The sequence below is a fragment of the Candidatus Margulisiibacteriota bacterium genome (assembly GCA_003242895.1).
In the GTDB taxonomy this organism is placed as follows: Bacteria; Margulisbacteria; Riflemargulisbacteria; order GWF2-39-127; family GWF2-39-127; genus GWF2-39-127.
The window spans coordinates 23,640-40,216 of the sequence record QKMY01000061.1 but is presented as its reverse complement, the minus strand read 5'-3'; the positions used below and the strand labels follow the sequence as shown (position 1 = coordinate 40,216).

The following is a 16,577-nucleotide window of genomic DNA, read 5'->3' as shown; positions in this document are numbered from 1 at the left end:
CAAACTGAATAAGGAGCTATCATGAAACTGAATTACCCGAAAACAATTATTGCATTATTAGTAGTATTTACCTGGAGCTTTCTGAAAAATATCGAACATCTGATACGGTTCACAAATCTTGATTACAGTCTTTATAATCATTTGGAATTGGGATTTTTATATTTTGCGTTTCTAGTCCCGATAATGATTTTAGACGCGTTTGCCATCTGGTTCCTGCTCAAACCACGAACAATCGGATACAAGATAGGAATAGCCAACGTAATACTATCATTTGTCAAAAATATACTTTCCATTTCACTACTATTCGCTAATGCAGATTTCGTAAAAGCAATCTACTACGTCGGAAGAGTGAAAAAAGGATTACCAGTTGATACGGATATGATAAATATGGTTTTCTCTAAACCAGCCGTCATAGTTCTCGCACTCGTAACAACCGCCATTACTGCAACATTATTTATACTGCTCTACCGGAACAAAAAATATTTCACCCAAGAAGTTACGGTTAAAAGTACAGCCAACTGATAATCCGGCTATTACAAAACTCATGATTCAAGAGCTGCTTCATTCCTGGCTTGCTCACTTTTTTTGACATTTAACCGCTGCATCTCCATTACCAGCCATATGCCCGTAAGAAGTGCTGAAGCAGCGTCGGCTAGAGGCATCACATACCATATTCCATCCAGCCCCCAAAAGCGTGGAAGGATAATAATTGCAGGGATCAGAATGATCAGTTGCCTTGAAAGATTAAGGAACATCATATGCTTTGCTTTTCCAATTGCCTGAAAGTAGTTGGTAGTTATAAGCTGCAAACCCATCACCGGAAACACCAGAAAAAAGATCAACATAGCATGACGGCCCATCATCACTACATAATGATTACCTTTGCTAAACATATGAATTAAACCTATAGAGTATACTCTGGTTAATATAAATCCGGCAATTGCAATTATTGTTGCACAAACCAAGGCCAATTTGAGAGTTTTCTGTACACGACAGAATTTTCCTGCCCCATAATTGTGGCCTATTATAGGCAACATACCTTGATTAATACCGGATATCGGCATGAGGAGTAGTGCGAGTATACTGTAGATGACTCCCATTACCGATATGGCAGTATCACCTCCATACGTAAGCAGCTGGTTATTCAATATCGCATTGAGGATACTCGCGGCTATCTGCATAGAAAAGGGAGCAACTCCTATTGCAACAATCCTGAAAACAATGCCCCTGTCGAGCAGCAGATTTCGGGGATAAAGCTTTAATATACTGCGGCCAGAAAGATAATAATACAGAACAAAAGCCGCTGACACCATCTGTGCGATCACCGTTGCCAACGCAGATCCGCCGATTCCAAGATTGAATACATTAATAAACAAAGGGCAGAGCAGTATATTGACTAAACAGCCAATGAGCATCGCTGCCATGGCAAGCTTCGGTTTGCCCTCTCCCTGGATAAAACTGTTCATCCCCAAGCCTATGGTCTGAAAGATGTTGCCGGTAAGAATAATCCCGGTATAAATACGGGCATAAGGCAATACGTCCTGACTCGCACCGAATATTTTCAGCAAGGGATCAAGGAATACCAAACCTAAAACAGAAAGAATTAGCGAAAAAGCGATAAATAACGTAAAAGAATTGCCAAGTACCAGCTCAGCCCGCTCTTTTTTCTTCGCGCCAAGTTTTAGGGTTATCAGAGTAGCGGCTCCACCCCCTACGAGCATAATAAAGGCCATTAATATCAGCATAATCGGAAGAGCTACAGTAGTCGCAGCAATACCCATCGTGCCAATAGCTCTTCCAACAAAAAATCTATCCACAATATTATAAAAAACGCTTACCAGCAAAGCGATTATAGCTGGAAAAGAAAACCTGAATAAAAGCCTGGAAATAGTCAGCTCCGTAAGTTGTTTAGCATGGTCCATCACATCAATCCTTTATATTTTAATAGTTAAACAGGTCTCTGAATATGCTCATCAACCAGAGACACATCTGCTTTAATAATAAACTAGAATATTTTGTGGTGATTGTTTATCGGATTCAAAAATATACAAAACAAAAGGAACATCGATTAATTGTACGAACAACTAAAGTAAGTGTATTGTAACGAACACTCGTAGGCAATTCAAGTCTTGAAATATCAAAAAATATCAGGATCCCGGCCTGCATGGTAATTATTAATATAAATTATAGAATCAACTAAATAACGTTACTTTTTCCTGACTGTTCTTTGCGCATGTTTCAGGGAAGCCAGCAAAAACACATTGTATCTGCTAGCTAATAAATTAACTCAAAAACCAATTATTTAAGGGTGCTATTTTCACTATCAATAAATTTCTTCATATCATTTATCGTACTCATCAGTTGAGCCGGGAAAATAATCGTAGAGTTTTTTTCTGTGCTTATTTCTGCCAATGTTTGTAAGTTTCGCAGTTGAAGGGCTATCGGATGCGCAGCAATTACATCGGCAGCATCACCCAGCTTTTGGCTTGACAGATATTCACCTTCTGCGGCGATGATCTTTGCTCTTTTTTCTCTTTCAGCTTCAGCTTGTTTAGCCATAGCACGCTGCATATTCTCAGGTAGCTCGATGTCTTTAATCTCTACCAAAGACACGATAACTCCCCACGGCTCGGTATGCTGGTCTAGAACCGTACGAATTTCTTTATTGATGGAATCTCTTTCGGACAACACTTCATCCAGCAAAAACCTTCCAGTAATATTTCTTACCGTCGTTTGAGCTATCTGATCGATCGCACTTCTAACGTCCGCGATAGCCACAATGCTTTTTATGGCATCCGTAACTTGAAAGTAGGCAACTGCAGAAATATCCACAGAGACATTATCTTTCGTAATTATTTTTTGCGGGGGAATTGGTAATGTAATAATCCTGAAATCAACTTTTCTCATAATATCAACATAAGGAATTATCCAATTAAGCCCAGGCTCTCTGAAGCCAATAATCTTACCAAAACGAAAAACAACTCCCTTTTCGTATTGATTAACAATCCTAAACCCCGGAATGATTAACGTAATAATTACAATAATTATAGGAAATACCAAAAATCCGAACATAATTACCCTCCTAATAATAACAAGCTGATCTTTCGATGATTGAATTTAATATCAACCACAACAAAATCAATATAGCCAACAAACGAAGTCTTGTCAATTTTAATAATAATTCTATGCTGAAAAGCAGATAATAATTTCAAGACGTGCTTATGGATTTAAAAACTTTGGGTGTACTATATCTGTCATACAATGCAGAAGAGGCTGCCCCTTTTGGGACAGCCACTTTAATTATATATGCTTGGTGAGCCGGGAGGGATTCGAACCCTCGACCACTTGATTAAAAGTCAAGTGCTCTACCACCTGAGCTACCGGCCCATTTTGTTGTTATAAATAACAAACAACGGTTAAGAATATTACCAGTTTCAGCATAACCTGTCAACAGCGTTTACTATGCGAAAATATTAAATGTCGATAATCTGGTCTCTACTCGAACCTACAGAAATCTTAGATATTTTAATTTTGGTAATTTGCTCTATTCTTTTCAAATAATCTTGAGCATTTTTCGGAAGGTCAGAGAATTTACGCACATTAGAAATATCCTCTTTCCAGCCGGGAACTTCTTCATAAAGAGGTTTGCATTGATCAAACAAACTATAATCAACTGGAATGTAATTAACAGGCTTGCCATTGAGTTCATAAGCGTAACAGATCTTTAAAGTATCCAGACCACTCAGAACATCAAGCTTCGTAATGACAACTTCGGTCAATCCGTTAATTATTCGCGAATAATTCATAATAACCGCATCGAACCAGCCACACCGTCTCTTTCTCCCGGTTGTCGTTCCATACTCGCAACCTTTCTCAGTTAGAAAGTTACCTGTCGAATCAAACAGTTCGGTAGGAAAAGGTCCTTCGCCCACTCTAGTTACATATGCCTTAGCAACACCAATGATAGTATTGATCTGGGAAGGACCGATACCGCTACCGGTACAGGCACCTCCAGAAGTAGGATTAGAGGAGGTAACAAATGGATAGGTACCATGATCAATGTCAAGCATAGTCCCTTGTGCGCCTTCGAGAAGTATATTCTTACCACTCTCAACAGCATCATTAATGAAGTATACGGAATCGATTATATAACTTTTCAATTTCTGTCCGATTGCATAAAGATCTTCTACAGTTGAGTCAATATCCAAATTATTATTCTCAAGCAATTCAGGCCAATTTCTATGAAGTATTTTGTCTTTTAGTATTATTTTCGAGAAAAGATCTCCGACTCTCACACCAGTACGACTAACTTTGTCGGAATAAGCAGGACCGATACCGCGGCATGTAGTACCGATTTTTTTACCTTCTTTTCTTTTATCTTCTTGAAGTTTATCAAGCATTCTGTGATAAGGAATAATAACGTGTGCTGAACTGCTTATTTTAAGATTATCTACACTTATATCTCGTTTTTTCAAATCTTCTATCTCTTCGAGCAGCACTTCAGGATCTATAACAACGCCATTACCTATAATACATGTTGTTTTCGGATATAATATTCCGGAAGGGATAAGATGGAGTTTAAAAACCTGTCCGTCAACAACAACAGTATGCCCGGCATTATTTCCCCCTTGATACCTAACCACCATATCAACCTGGCTTGATAAAAGGTCAGTAATCTTACCTTTACCTTCATCGCCCCACTGAGCACCCACCAAAACTTTTACACCCATAGATTAACTCCTACTAATTTTATAGATATATTAACTATTAATTTTTCAAAAAAAACCGGATATAAGCAAATAGGTCATTTACTTACAAAAGAAATAATTTTAGGCAATAATAAACCCCACCGTGCCGTGTGTTGGATAGGCATATGAACCCTAATGCCAAGGTGGGTTCTAGCAATGCTAGATTGCAGGTAACCCCATCAGAGCCACAGCTTTAGATGGCAATTACCACCCTTCATCAATGTGTTGGCTCAACGCAAATACACATCACGTACACAGTCGGGTTTTATAAAAAAGATTATAACACTTACAATTTGTTTTTTCAATAAAAACATATAAGCAGATATCTATTATCTCAGCGATAAATACAAGACAATCGAATCACCATTTTACATCTTAAACTGAGAGATACTATCATGAAGTTTTACCGCCAAGTCCGCCACGTCATTCGCAGATTCCTTGATCATGTTAACTGATGAAGTAATTTCTTCAGTCGACGCCGTTGTTTCTTCGGCGATCGAAGAATTATCTTCCGCCACAGAAAGGATTGATAGAATCTGGCCAGAAAAATTCCCCATCTTTTTCACCATTTCTTCAGAAATAGAGGCACTATCTTTAGCAATTTTATATACAGTTAATATAGATTGGACAACTCCCTCTGATGAGGCGGCAACCTCTTCCACAGAAGCAGTACTGCTTCCAGCCATCTCCGAAAGGTTTTTAACATTTTGAGCAACTTCGTTAGATGAAGCAGCCATTTGCTCTGTAGCCGCAGAAATACTTTCAATCTGGCTCACAGTATCCCTTACCGCATTAATTATGCTTACCATCGCTTGACGTGTCTGATTTACAAGGAGAGCACCCGAATGGACTTCAGACGTTCCCTCATTCATAAAGTTAACAGCAATGTCTGTAGCTTCCTGTATGCTCTTAATCAAGATAGCAATCTCTTTTGTTGCTTTACTTGATTTCTCAGCAAGCTTTCTCACTTCATCAGCAACAACAGCAAAGCCCCGGCCATGCTCACCCGCTCGAGCTGCTTCGATCGCAGCATTAAGGGCCAATAAATTCGTTTGTCCTGCAATATCGTCAATAACATCAATAATTTCGCCAATCTTCATTGAATTCTTACCAAGTTCAGTAATTTTATCAGCAGCAATTAAGACTTTTTCTTTTATTCTATCCATACCATCAACAGTCTCTGCGAGTATCTGTTCACCGTTCAAGGCGATATCCCTTGTCTGCTTGGAATTTGCAGCTGCCTTTGAGGTATCATTCGCCGCCTGACCTAGGGCTCTTGTCATTTCAGAGACTATAACCATGACCTTCTCAACGCTTGCAGCTTGATTAGTTGCGAAGGTAGAAATCTCAATCATCGCTTCATTTGATTGCTTCGCAACGCTCATTGTTTTTTCTGAATTAAGATTCTGCTCTTCCGCTCCACTTGCAATCTTAGCAATCATTATCGTCAGCTCATCAAGAGAAATTGTTGCGTCCTGAATATTTTTGGACTGGGAAGTCGTACCTTTTACAACCTCACCCATAGCTGTATTTATGTGTGAAATCCCTACTACACTCCCTGAGGCTATGGAAGAAAGATCTGAAGAAAAGTTCTTAACTTTAACAGAACTTTCTTTTACCTCAGTTAGTATCCCTTGCATATAGCTAAAAAAGTTGTTAACATGTTTCGCCATTTCACCCAACTCATCTATTCGATCAACTTCTATCCTTTGAGTAAAATCTCGCTGCCCTTCCAATATGTCCTTCAGAACATGCGAAGTTTTCTTAATTTGTTTTATGATAGTTCTATTGAGTACAAAATATGCAAACAAAACAAAACCGATGATAATAATACTAAAAGCAGTGACAAGAGTTATTCGGTTCCGGCTATATTCTTCCAGATCATTAACCGTCTTATTATAAAGCTCCTGGCTCTCAGACCCTAACTTATTCAAAGCAATAGTCAAATCAGCAGCATTCTTATTAAATTCTGCCATATAAATGTTACCGACATCCGGTCCAAGATCTACATAAATTTGAGCCATTGACGTCCCCATTGAATAATATGGCGCAAATTTTTTCTTTATCTCTACAAGTTGTTTCAAAGTATCAGGCTCATTTTTAGCTAGCTCTTCATATTTTGAAAGATATTCAGTGACACATTTAGCAGCTTCTACTGCCTTCTTAAAACCTTCATCAAGACCGTCTTTTCCACGGGTGGCACTAATATTTACCAGCCAATGCTGAATATGAATAATTGAAAGTTCTATTTCTTTAGCATAAGTTGCACCGAGAAAAGCTCTTTCTTTCATAAAGCTTATAGACTTCATAGTCTGGCTTACCGTTAAAAAGAAAGTAAATATATAAATTAAAGATATTAGTATAATAGGGAAAAATAATGTCTTGAATTTGTTAGATACACTCATATTCCTAAACTGGCAAACAATATTCACTATAAACCTCCCGGATAATTCATAAAGAATCTATAATAGACTCCGCAGTCGATCTATCATTTATTGTAGCTATCGATAGAAAAGAAGATGTCCTACATGTAATTATCATAACAATCCGACAAATATGCAACTTTTTTTTTAATCTGGAAAACTCTTTTGATTTCTCAATGAGAATTAATTTGGGTCCGCAGTACAAGCTTTTTGAAAAAATCGGAGGAATTGTTAAATCGTTTTGTAAACTTTTTACGAAATAATTCAGTAATTATCTTCTTCATTATTTGCATTCTCATCTTTTTTCATAAGGACAATTACCGGAAAAAATGTTTGTGTATTATTGTTGGAAACAATTACCGTGGCGTAGTATTCTTTATTTGATAAAAAAGGATAGGGACAAATTTCTATATTAAAGGTTTTTTTAGTATAAGCCGGAATTATTAGATTAGAAGTTGATACATAGCTCCAATTTTTAGCTGACAATTCAAATGTCCCGTTATTTTGATTAAAATCATTAATATTTATCGAAACATTTTCTTCATGACTGGAATTATTCACAATTACAAAGTACTTTTTTGTCTCTTTATTATAATACTCAATAGGTTTGCCATCATATGAAATATGCAAAACCTCGGCATATGATAGGCCATTAAGCAAAACCATAAGGAAAGCGATGCACCGGATGTTCTTTCCCAAGCTGAATAATCGATCCAAAACCTTAAAGTTAAAAGCATCCATAATTATTCCTGAAAAAATTCATAAAGATTTTTATCCATATCGAGCAACAATTTCCTAAAATACATTGCCTCAAACTCTAGTGGCGCAATATAAACCGTCCTCATACCAACAAGATTGCCACCAATAATATCAGAAAAATGCTGATCACCCACCATCAGGACTTTCTCAGCCGGCAAACGGATCAAATCAGCGAGCACTTTTCTCATGAGATAGGGTAAAGGTTTATACATTCGGCATACTGCAGGGATATCAAGATAATTTGAGACTTTTATAACTCTATTCTTATTAGAATTATTTGTGGCGATGCATAATCTAATACCCGCAGATTTCAAATCTTCAACCCAGCTCAAGCATTGTAATGAAGGTACATCTTCAGATCGGGGAACAAGTGTATTGTCTAAATCCAGAACTACACCTTCTATAAAATGATTTTGTAGATATTCAACAGTAATATCACAAACAGAATCAAATATATCATCCGGGGTAACATATTCTTTCATTTTTTTTAACAACATCGGCTACTCCCATTTAATTTACAGGCGAAATAATACTCAGCTAAACTTAAATATTCTGTGTTATATCAAATATTTTGTTTACAACATTAAATAATTCCGGTGAAATCAAAGTAATATCATCTATGGAATTAATGTTCTTAGAAGAATTCAATACATTTTGAACATTTTTAGAATTATAGTAATCAAGCAATGGATAAACGCTATTCACAACTCTCTTTTTAACAACTTCCTTTATATAATTTTTATCAGCAGTATAATAACTTAATTGAATTGTTTTTAGTTCATAATTTATTGTGTTTATAAATAATAAATATTTAACGAGATAATTATCAACCAGGGACTCCCATTCGGCATTTGTGTTCACAGAAGCACTCAACCCGTTCACCATAAGGAGCGAATCTTTAGTTAAGCTACAGAATTCGAGCATAATACCAATATCGTTAACTCCAGAGGTGATAAGCGCGATAATGTCCGAAGGAGGATAGATCGTGTACTTTTTCCAGATATTCCCGGCAAGAAGTGCCTTGGCTAAAGCAATTTTATTATAACCACGGGCATAATAAAGCATTCCATAAAGTGATTTTGATATTCTGATGCGTTTCTCATATTTATAATCAGCAATAAGAGATATTGATTGATTGATCATATCATTGGCACTTTTATACATCTCAAGTTGATCATAAAGATTTAGCATATTACCTTTTATCGACTTGTTGGTAACGATACCGATACGATAAGAAGCACTGATGACATAAGGCATAATGCTATGCATCTTGTTTTCGCTTATTTTCTTATTCTTGCTCAGCAAATCAAAGGCATATTTAAGAAGGTCCTGATAATTACTGATAGCAGTAGTATAGATACTATGCTGTTCTTTAGCCTGGCCCCTTCTGTACAGGCTATCCAGATAATCAATATCTTCATCGTTAACAAGTTGACAATTAACTATTTTATCGGTAATTCCTATTATTTTAGGCATATTACTTAGAGTTGGATCTTCCTTAACTTCCACCTGTAGATCATTAGCAACCACAGGACTTTCAGCTATTTGAACATTCTTCTTTACATCCGTTGCCGCACTAACAGCACAAGAAAGCAACCACAACGCCAGGACATTGATAATTAAGGTTATTTTTATAAAACTTCTCATATTTCTCCTCTTTTCCGAATACATTTATTTCTAACTAAAATTTTTTATCATCATAATTACTGCCGGTCCTAAAAGGATCATAAACATAGCAGGAAGAATGAACAAAACCATCGGGATCATCATTTTTACCGGAATCTTTGCAGCCTTCTCCCTGACTCGCTGAGATCGTTTGATACGTATCTGCTCTGATTGAAGCGACAATATCTTTCCCATGCTCATACCAGTCTTCTCACCCTGTACGACAATAGTAATAAAAGACGTTAGGTCCGGCTGATTGACCCTCTTCCCCAAATCAACCATCGCAGTTGCCCGATTTTTCCCCATACGTATTTCGTAAGCCATACGCCCGAGCTCCTCGGATAGCGGACCCGTAGTTTTCGCTACAACTCGGGAAAAAGCGCTATTAAGATCAAGCCCTGCCTCAACGCAGATCTTCAGAAGGTCAAGGGTAAACGGCAACGATTTTTCTACTTCATCATGACGTTTTTGAGTATTTTGCTTAATCTGCAAATCCGGCAAAAAGAACCCAAACAAACAAGCGCCAACCATAGTCAGAAGAGACTTCCCCTGAAATCCTCCCCCTTTCATAACAATTAGCAGCCCGCCTACAAAAAGAAAAATCAACCCTAAAAATATTTTCATCGCCAACAATTCCGAAACTTTCATTTCCATACCGGCAGTTACAAGCTTTCTGCCGTATCGGTCAAATATTTCTGCAGGCAAAAAAGCACGCATCTTTTCGCCGAGTTGCTTGCCTAATAAGACAAGTAAAGGGCTGGTCCCCTTCTGAAGTCGCTCTTTCTGCGGTTTTTTTCTATCTTTATCAAGTACTTTCTTATGCTCCGAGGCAGTTGCGAATTGGATCCGGCTTTTAATCTCAATGTTTTTTTTGGGTGCGTTAAATGCCATCACAAAAACGAGGACAGTAATAATAATAAGAACTAAAATAATTATTAGCATAGTCAAAACGCCTTCTTATCAGTTAAAATTCAATTTTTACCAATATCGAAATAGTTCCTGCGCCTATAGCAAGTAGTACCAAAGCGCAACCTAATATTACCATTCCCGGAAATGTTGTCCATAACAGCGAAATATAATCCGGATTGAAAAAATAGACAAAAAGCGCAATAAGCCAAGGAAGCGCGCCAACCATAATGCCGGACATTTTCCCTTGTGCGGTTAAAGCATTTACTTCACCAATTATTTTTATGCGGTCCCGGATGGTTTCAGCTATTTTTTCTAGTATCTCAGATAAATTACCACCGATCTCTAATTGTATCAAGATAGCCGTAACAAGAAGATCAAGGTCCTTACTATCAACTCTTTTCGTTAAATTGGTCAAAGCTTCTTCAAGTCCTAAACCATACTGGACTTCTTGAAGTACTTTTGAAAACTCTTCTCGTACCGGTGACGCCATCTCTTCAGCAATAACCTGCAACGCTTGCCTCAAACCGAATCCTGCCTTCAGGATATTTGCAATTAACGTCGACGTATCAACCAGCAGATCATTAAACTGCTTATTACGTTTTTTAATTTTCATCCTGATAAATAAAAGAGGGAAACATAAACCGATCCCCCCAAAAAGAAGGCTAATGATAATAACTTTTGTAAGAATAAAAAAAATTGTTGCGATAATCAGATATCCCATGATATGCAAAGCAACGATCTCAGTAACGGAAATATCGAGATCGGCTTTATCAAGAAGCTTTTCCAGTTTATCAGAATAATCCTTAGGAAGATATTTATTAACCAAGCTTTGATAGCCATCAACAGCCTGCACAAGAAAATTCTTCTCTTTTTGTGCCTCCGAAGGACGATTCTGTCCGATATATTTCAGTCGCTCTTGGACATCTTTTCTCGCAGAAATTTCCTGTGACCTAACTGCAACAGAGATAGAAACAACCAGAATAGTAACGGAAAGAAAGATAATAAGCGTAATAATAAACAATTATTTCACCCGTTTTTCTAATGCGCGTAAGGATCAAATATAGCTCTGTCGATATCTAATCCTTTGGCTTCAAACTTTTCGTAGAAGGTGGGAACAACGCCCGTCGCCTCAAAACGTCCGATAACTTTTCTAGTTTGAGGTTCTATTCCCGTTTGAACGAAACGAAATATAGGCTGCATAGTAACGATATCCCCTTCCATACCTGTTACTTCGGTAATCTCAATAACTTTTCGGGTGCCATCTTGCAGCCTTGACTGCTGGACAATGAGATGGAAAGCGGAAGCTATCTGCTGCCGTATAGCTTTAACAGGCATATCCATTCCGGACATCATAACCATAGTCTCAAGCCGAGCTATCATATCTCTAGGTTTGTTTGCATGGCCTGTTGTAAGCGAACCATCATGTCCGGTATTCATCGCTTGAAGCATATCAAGGGCTTCTCCGCCTCGGACTTCTCCAACAACAATCCGCTCCGGCCTCATACGTAAACAGTTCTTTATCAAATCCCGAATACTCACTTCGCCCTTACCCTCCATGTTCGGCGGACGCGTTTCCAGCGTCACCACGTGATCCTGCTGAAGTTGTAATTCTGCAGAATCCTCAACAGTAATAATCCGGTCTTCTTCCGGAATAAATGAAGACAGAACATTAAGCAAGGTAGTTTTTCCGCTCCCCGTACCTCCGGATACAATGATATTCAAATGACCTTCAACACAAGCTTTTAAAAATTTTCCCATCGATTCAGTCATTGATCCATATTTAACAAGATCGCTAACCTGCAAGGGTTTTGAGGAAAATTTCCGAATAGTAATGGTAGGTCCTTTGAGAGCAAGCGGCGGAATAATTGCGTTAACACGAGACCCATCAAGTAGTCGCGCGTCAACCATCGGCATACCCTCATCGATTCTTCTGCCGACTTGCCCGACAATCCGGTCAATTATCCTCTTCACATGTTCGTTATCCTTAAAAACAACATCACTGAGAGTCAATTTTCCTTTGTATTCAACATAAGTCTGATGAGGACCATTAACCATTATCTCAGAAATCCCCTCATCTTGAATTATCTTCTCAAGGGGCCCCAAACCGATAGTCTCATCAATGACTGCACGAGTTAAATCCAGTTTTTCAGTCCTCGACATATAGGTGTTCTGTTCTTCTTTTTCAAGGATCTTCATTACTTCTTTTTCAACATCTTTCTTAATCTGCTCTCTTTCAGCCGGGTCCTTAGAGGTTAGTTGTTCTTCAGTAATACTTAACTCCCCTTCTTTTATGAGTTTCTTATGGATTTCTATTACTCTATCAAGAAAAGCGTAGCGCTGCCTCATATCGAGCTTGGTTTTTCTTTTCTCATCTTCACTATTTGCAGACATCACATCGGGCTTCACTTCCGGCGTTGCTGAAACTGCTGACTGAATCTGAAGCTCCGGTCTCTCGGTCTCTGGTTTCGTTATTCTGGCAAGTGTTGACTCGATAGAAACATCATTAGGATAGTATGCTTTAGAATGAACCTGAGGTGACGCTGATTCAGGTGCGAATGATTTCTCTTGAGCAAAAAAAGCACTCTTGAATTTATCATGATCGTCGGAAACAGGTTTGGGGATAGCATCTTCTTTATTACTCTTATCTTTTGATAAACGATCTAACAAAGACATAAAAAAACCTCCGTTATTTCTTTAACCATTTGAATAAACCTTTTTTTTCATCAGATTTATCCGTACCTTTGGACCCGGATGGCACATCTTTCTGGAACGAAGGTTCGACAACATAGCTCAGATTCCTTATTGCGGCAGTTATAGCAGTACCCGGTTGATGAAGCACAAACGGTTTCCCTTCATTGATCGATTGCAGCACAACATTCTTGTCATACGGTATATGCCCGCTGGAAGTCCAATTAAGATGGGATTCAACGTCTTTGATCTCAATCTCACTGCTACTATTGAATTCATTAACAATTATTTTGATTTTCTCAGGAGAATAATAAAGCGCTCGCATTTTGTTCAGACTTATATTGGTATTTCTTATACATGGAATATTAAGTGACATAAGCACAAATATGATATCTGAGATATCCAGGATATCAATAGTTTGCTCAACAAACATTTTTTTCAAATCAAGAATAACATAATTATATGCTGTTTTTAGTGTATTAAGTATGGTGATCAAATCAGAAACTTTCATGGTAAGATCTTCATGCGGCCCAGGCAGGATTTTTACACCGCTCGAATGACTTAACAGCATACTTTCGATAAATTCAATATCTGATTGCGAATTAGACGCTACAATATCAGTCATTGATCTTTCATTGTAGAGATCAAGCACAATCGGCACACTCCCGAACAATGCATTTCCATCAACAACAACAACGCTGCCATTGGTCACTCGTTTCAAATCAATAGCCAAATTGACCGCCATAACAGTCTGCCCGACACCACCCTGAGTGCTGAAAAATGAGATTATTTTTGAATTCTGTACTTTGGAACCTTCATCATTTTTTTGTTTATCTCTTCGATCTTTTTCTATAAACCCAACAGATTTATTGATTGCATCATTTAATCTCTCGGCATGAAATGGTTTGATCAAGAGATCTCTTGCTCTGATCTCAACACCCAATCTCAAGTACTCCGGATTAGGAATATCTGCAACTGCTAATATATAGGGACAATCAATCATCGGATCAGCAATAAAATCCTGAGCCATATTCATATTAAACAATACAACATCAGGCCGACGGGTGATAACGATCTCTTTCAATTCTTCGTAGCAAGTAACAGCACCTATTATCGTTACAAAAGGAGGCAACAACTTTTTAATATCGTCAATATTTTCATGTTCTTTATTAGCAATAACTATTTTCATGGTAACCTGTAATAAGCATACCGCATTATTTTATTTCAATATCATACCACCTCTTCCACCAAAGCAGCAAAAGAGGCACAAATTCAAAAAGTATCTTTACTTTATTTAATAATATGTTGCGTTAACGTAATAATCAATTCAATATCTCTAGTCTTTTTCGATGTCGACTTAAACAACTCTCCGATAAAAGGTATATCACCTAAAAGAGGCACCTTATAAACCGACTCAGTCTTTTCCTCTTTTACCAGGCCGGCGATAACAATTGTTTCGCCGTCTTTTACGGTCATTACCGTGCTGGTCTTGCGTTTCTGAACGGAGGGATATCCTTGATAACGCTCTGCAGTCAGATTCGACACCTCGAATTGGACATACGTTGTAATCGTCCCATTGAAGTTAGTCTGCGGAAATACCGTCCCGATAACCCCGGACTCAATATAAGTAATAGCAGATTTCCCATCAACATACTGAATAAAAGGAACACTTTCACCGACATTGATTCTAGAAACTTCACCGCTCTGAACCAAAATCTTCGGCGTAGCCAGCATTTTGGCTCTTCCATCAGTTATCAATGCAGTCATTTGCTGGGCAAAAATAGTATTATAAATCGAACCTAAAGTGTAAGTAAATACGCCACCCTCGGTCTCGGAAAACTTCCCTGTAAGATTATTTCCATTTGCTTCACTAAGCGCTTTAAGGCTATTACTATAATCTTTATCTACTTCAGCAACTTTAGCAGTAATAAGTATCTGCTCTATTGGCGTATCTATTTTCTCAAGGACATCTTGAATTCTTCTTAATTCATCAGTCGTCCCCTGGACTGCAATTGTATTGAGATCAATAAATACCGCATAATTTTTCTCGTCCAGAATACTTTTCAGTATTATATTTAAAGCCTCGACCACACTAACCCTTACGCCAACTTCACCAGCGGCACTCGGGCTCTTCAGCTTAAGATTTTTAAGTTTGAATACTTTAGCCTGAACGACTGCCGATTTTTTAGAAACAATAATATAATAAAGCTCCTGCTTCCCTTTATCATCCCATATCGTCATCGTTGTATTGCCGATATTCTTTGCATTAACAAGTATTTGCCTGGGGTCAAGCAATAGGGTATCTGCAACATCAGAGCTTCCAAGCGCGACCTTCTTTATATCAGAAACATTCTTAAATATCCTGGTTTCTCCAAGAGCCAGTAATATTTCTTTGCTATTCTTATCAATACTCTTGATTCCCTCAAGCAGGTATCCCTGTACAATGCGTTCCACCGGAGGAGTGTTTTTGCGGGCAGAAGCTTGCGATTCATCCAGGTTATTCTTTTGAGCAGGAGTATCTAGGTCTTCATCAACTGCTGCCGGCTGCCTGTTGACTGTATCCGGTTTAAGTTCGTTGCTTTTAGGCACTTCACTCCGGGTTATAGCGGATTCAGGAACGAACTCTATCATTTTCTTAATAAGCAATGCCTGTCCCGGATAGATTTTTTTTGGGTTGGCTATTTCATTATCTTTAATCAAAGCATCAAGTAGAATCTCATATTTTTCTGCTATAGAATTTAAGGTCTCTCCCGGTTGTATTACATGCTTAGTCGTCACAACTTTTTTTATTATAGGGGAAAGATTACCCGCACTGTCATTGTTCGCAGAAACCTCACCGGCAGATTTACTCTGAACACCAGGGAAACTGGCTGGGTTTGCTTCGATGGAAGTTTTAATATCATCGGTTGCCACAACAAAACCGGCTTTATTCATATAGGATATAATATCATCTGCTTTATTCTGGAACCGAAGCACGCGACGAAGTTCTTGAAGCGTAGTACTTCCGAAATTACCGATGAACTCTTTTCCCGGGCTGATGCCCATAGATTCAATCTGAAAGGCTGATATAACCTGCTTAGTCCTCGAATCAAAAACTCCCTGGGTAAGATAGTTACGGGTCACAAACTTAGCTCCTTGATTATCGTCGAGTTCCTCAAGCATAGCCTGTAACACTTTTATTGAAGGGGAGAAGTACTCTTTTTGGTTCACTGCTTGAAAGATTAGATTTTCTTTCATGATCTCATCAAAATCAGACGCGATTCTTTTTGAGACAGCAGGGTTATCTTCACAGTAAGCAAATGCTGACCCTAAAATAATAAAGGTAATAAATAATAAAAAATATCTGACAATTCGTGATATCAAGAGTTAATTATTTCCTCCAATC

Annotated in this window: 13 protein-coding genes, 1 tRNA gene and 1 other RNA gene; 1 reads left to right on the top strand and 14 read right to left on the bottom strand. The window is 38.0% G+C overall.

Annotation, left to right across the window (positions count from 1 at the left end):
- Positions 1–21 precede the first annotated feature (21 nt).
- A complete protein-coding gene (locus DKM50_11650) occupies positions 22–522 on the top strand; it encodes a hypothetical protein (protein ID PZM78426.1) in 501 nt (166 codons plus the stop codon).
- Positions 523–542: 20 nt separating this feature from the next.
- On the opposite strand, the gene DKM50_11645 is transcribed toward DKM50_11650, so the two are convergent.
- From DKM50_11645 to DKM50_11580, 14 genes are all read right to left on the bottom strand, one after another.
- Positions 543–1,922 carry an MATE family efflux transporter gene (locus DKM50_11645; GenBank protein PZM78425.1) on the bottom strand — a complete coding sequence of 460 codons (1,380 nt, stop codon included), beginning with the start codon at positions 1,920–1,922 and terminating at the stop codon, positions 543–545.
- Between the two features lie 376 nt (positions 1,923–2,298).
- Entirely contained in the window at positions 2,299–3,072 is a 774-nt protein-coding gene (locus DKM50_11640) for a slipin family protein (protein ID PZM78424.1), read from the bottom strand.
- A 239-nt stretch (positions 3,073–3,311) separates the two neighbouring features.
- Positions 3,312–3,387 (bottom strand) — tRNA-Lys (locus tag DKM50_11635).
- 86 nt (positions 3,388–3,473) lie between these two features.
- On the bottom strand, positions 3,474–4,730 hold the full coding sequence (locus tag DKM50_11630) for an adenylosuccinate synthase (protein ID PZM78423.1): 1,257 nt from the start codon (positions 4,728–4,730) through the stop codon (positions 3,474–3,476).
- A 109-nt stretch (positions 4,731–4,839) separates the two neighbouring features.
- Positions 4,840–5,015: non-coding RNA, 6S RNA (gene ssrS, locus DKM50_11625), on the bottom strand.
- Between the two features lie 101 nt (positions 5,016–5,116).
- Positions 5,117–7,180 (bottom strand): hypothetical protein, encoded by a 2,064-nt coding sequence (locus DKM50_11620; protein PZM78422.1) that lies wholly within the window; start codon positions 7,178–7,180, stop codon positions 5,117–5,119.
- A gap of 255 nt (positions 7,181–7,435) precedes the next feature.
- Entirely contained in the window at positions 7,436–7,912 is a 477-nt protein-coding gene (locus tag DKM50_11615; protein ID PZM78421.1) for a hypothetical protein, read from the bottom strand.
- 2 nt (positions 7,913–7,914) lie between these two features.
- On the bottom strand, positions 7,915–8,427 hold the full coding sequence (locus DKM50_11610; GenBank protein PZM78420.1) for a YqeG family HAD IIIA-type phosphatase: 513 nt from the start codon (positions 8,425–8,427) through the stop codon (positions 7,915–7,917).
- 46 nt (positions 8,428–8,473) lie between these two features.
- Positions 8,474–9,577: a hypothetical protein gene (locus DKM50_11605; GenBank protein PZM78419.1), complete on the bottom strand. Its 1,104-nt coding sequence runs from the start codon at positions 9,575–9,577 to the stop codon at positions 8,474–8,476.
- A 30-nt stretch (positions 9,578–9,607) separates the two neighbouring features.
- On the bottom strand, positions 9,608–10,537 hold the full coding sequence (locus DKM50_11600) for a hypothetical protein (GenBank protein ID PZM78418.1): 930 nt from the start codon (positions 10,535–10,537) through the stop codon (positions 9,608–9,610).
- 22 nt (positions 10,538–10,559) lie between these two features.
- Positions 10,560–11,525 carry a secretion system protein gene (locus DKM50_11595; protein PZM78417.1) on the bottom strand — a complete coding sequence of 322 codons (966 nt, stop codon included), beginning with the start codon at positions 11,523–11,525 and terminating at the stop codon, positions 10,560–10,562.
- 17 nt (positions 11,526–11,542) lie between these two features.
- Complete coding sequence (locus DKM50_11590; GenBank protein ID PZM78443.1) at positions 11,543–12,895, bottom strand: CpaF family protein; 1,353 nt, start codon at positions 12,893–12,895, stop codon at positions 11,543–11,545.
- 295 nt (positions 12,896–13,190) lie between these two features.
- Positions 13,191–14,381 (bottom strand): hypothetical protein, encoded by a 1,191-nt coding sequence (locus DKM50_11585; GenBank protein ID PZM78416.1) that lies wholly within the window; start codon positions 14,379–14,381, stop codon positions 13,191–13,193.
- Between the two features lie 101 nt (positions 14,382–14,482).
- Positions 14,483–16,555 (bottom strand): hypothetical protein, encoded by a 2,073-nt coding sequence (locus DKM50_11580; GenBank protein ID PZM78415.1) that lies wholly within the window; start codon positions 16,553–16,555, stop codon positions 14,483–14,485.
- Between the last annotated feature and the right edge of the window lie 22 nt (positions 16,556–16,577).

Excerpts from the sequence above, each read along its gene's own strand:
- DKM50_11610 (PZM78420.1), bottom strand. The coding sequence starts at position 8,427 with ATGTTGTTAAAAAAAATGAAAGAATATGTTACCCCGGATGATATATTT.
- DKM50_11640 (PZM78424.1), bottom strand. The coding sequence starts at position 3,072 with ATGTTCGGATTTTTGGTATTTCCTATAATTATTGTAATTATTACGTTA.
- DKM50_11630 (PZM78423.1), bottom strand. The coding sequence starts at position 4,730 with ATGGGTGTAAAAGTTTTGGTGGGTGCTCAGTGGGGCGATGAAGGTAAA.
- DKM50_11650 (PZM78426.1), top strand. The coding sequence starts at position 22 with ATGAAACTGAATTACCCGAAAACAATTATTGCATTATTAGTAGTATTT.
- DKM50_11605 (PZM78419.1), bottom strand. The coding sequence starts at position 9,577 with ATGAGAAGTTTTATAAAAATAACCTTAATTATCAATGTCCTGGCGTTG.
- DKM50_11600 (PZM78418.1), bottom strand. The coding sequence starts at position 10,537 with ATGCTAATAATTATTTTAGTTCTTATTATTATTACTGTCCTCGTTTTT.
- DKM50_11590 (PZM78443.1), bottom strand. The coding sequence starts at position 12,895 with ATGTCTGCAAATAGTGAAGATGAGAAAAGAAAAACCAAGCTCGATATG.
- DKM50_11645 (PZM78425.1), bottom strand. The coding sequence starts at position 1,922 with ATGGACCATGCTAAACAACTTACGGAGCTGACTATTTCCAGGCTTTTA.
- DKM50_11615 (PZM78421.1), bottom strand. The coding sequence starts at position 7,912 with ATGGATGCTTTTAACTTTAAGGTTTTGGATCGATTATTCAGCTTGGGA.
- DKM50_11585 (PZM78416.1), bottom strand. The coding sequence starts at position 14,381 with ATGAAAATAGTTATTGCTAATAAAGAACATGAAAATATTGACGATATT.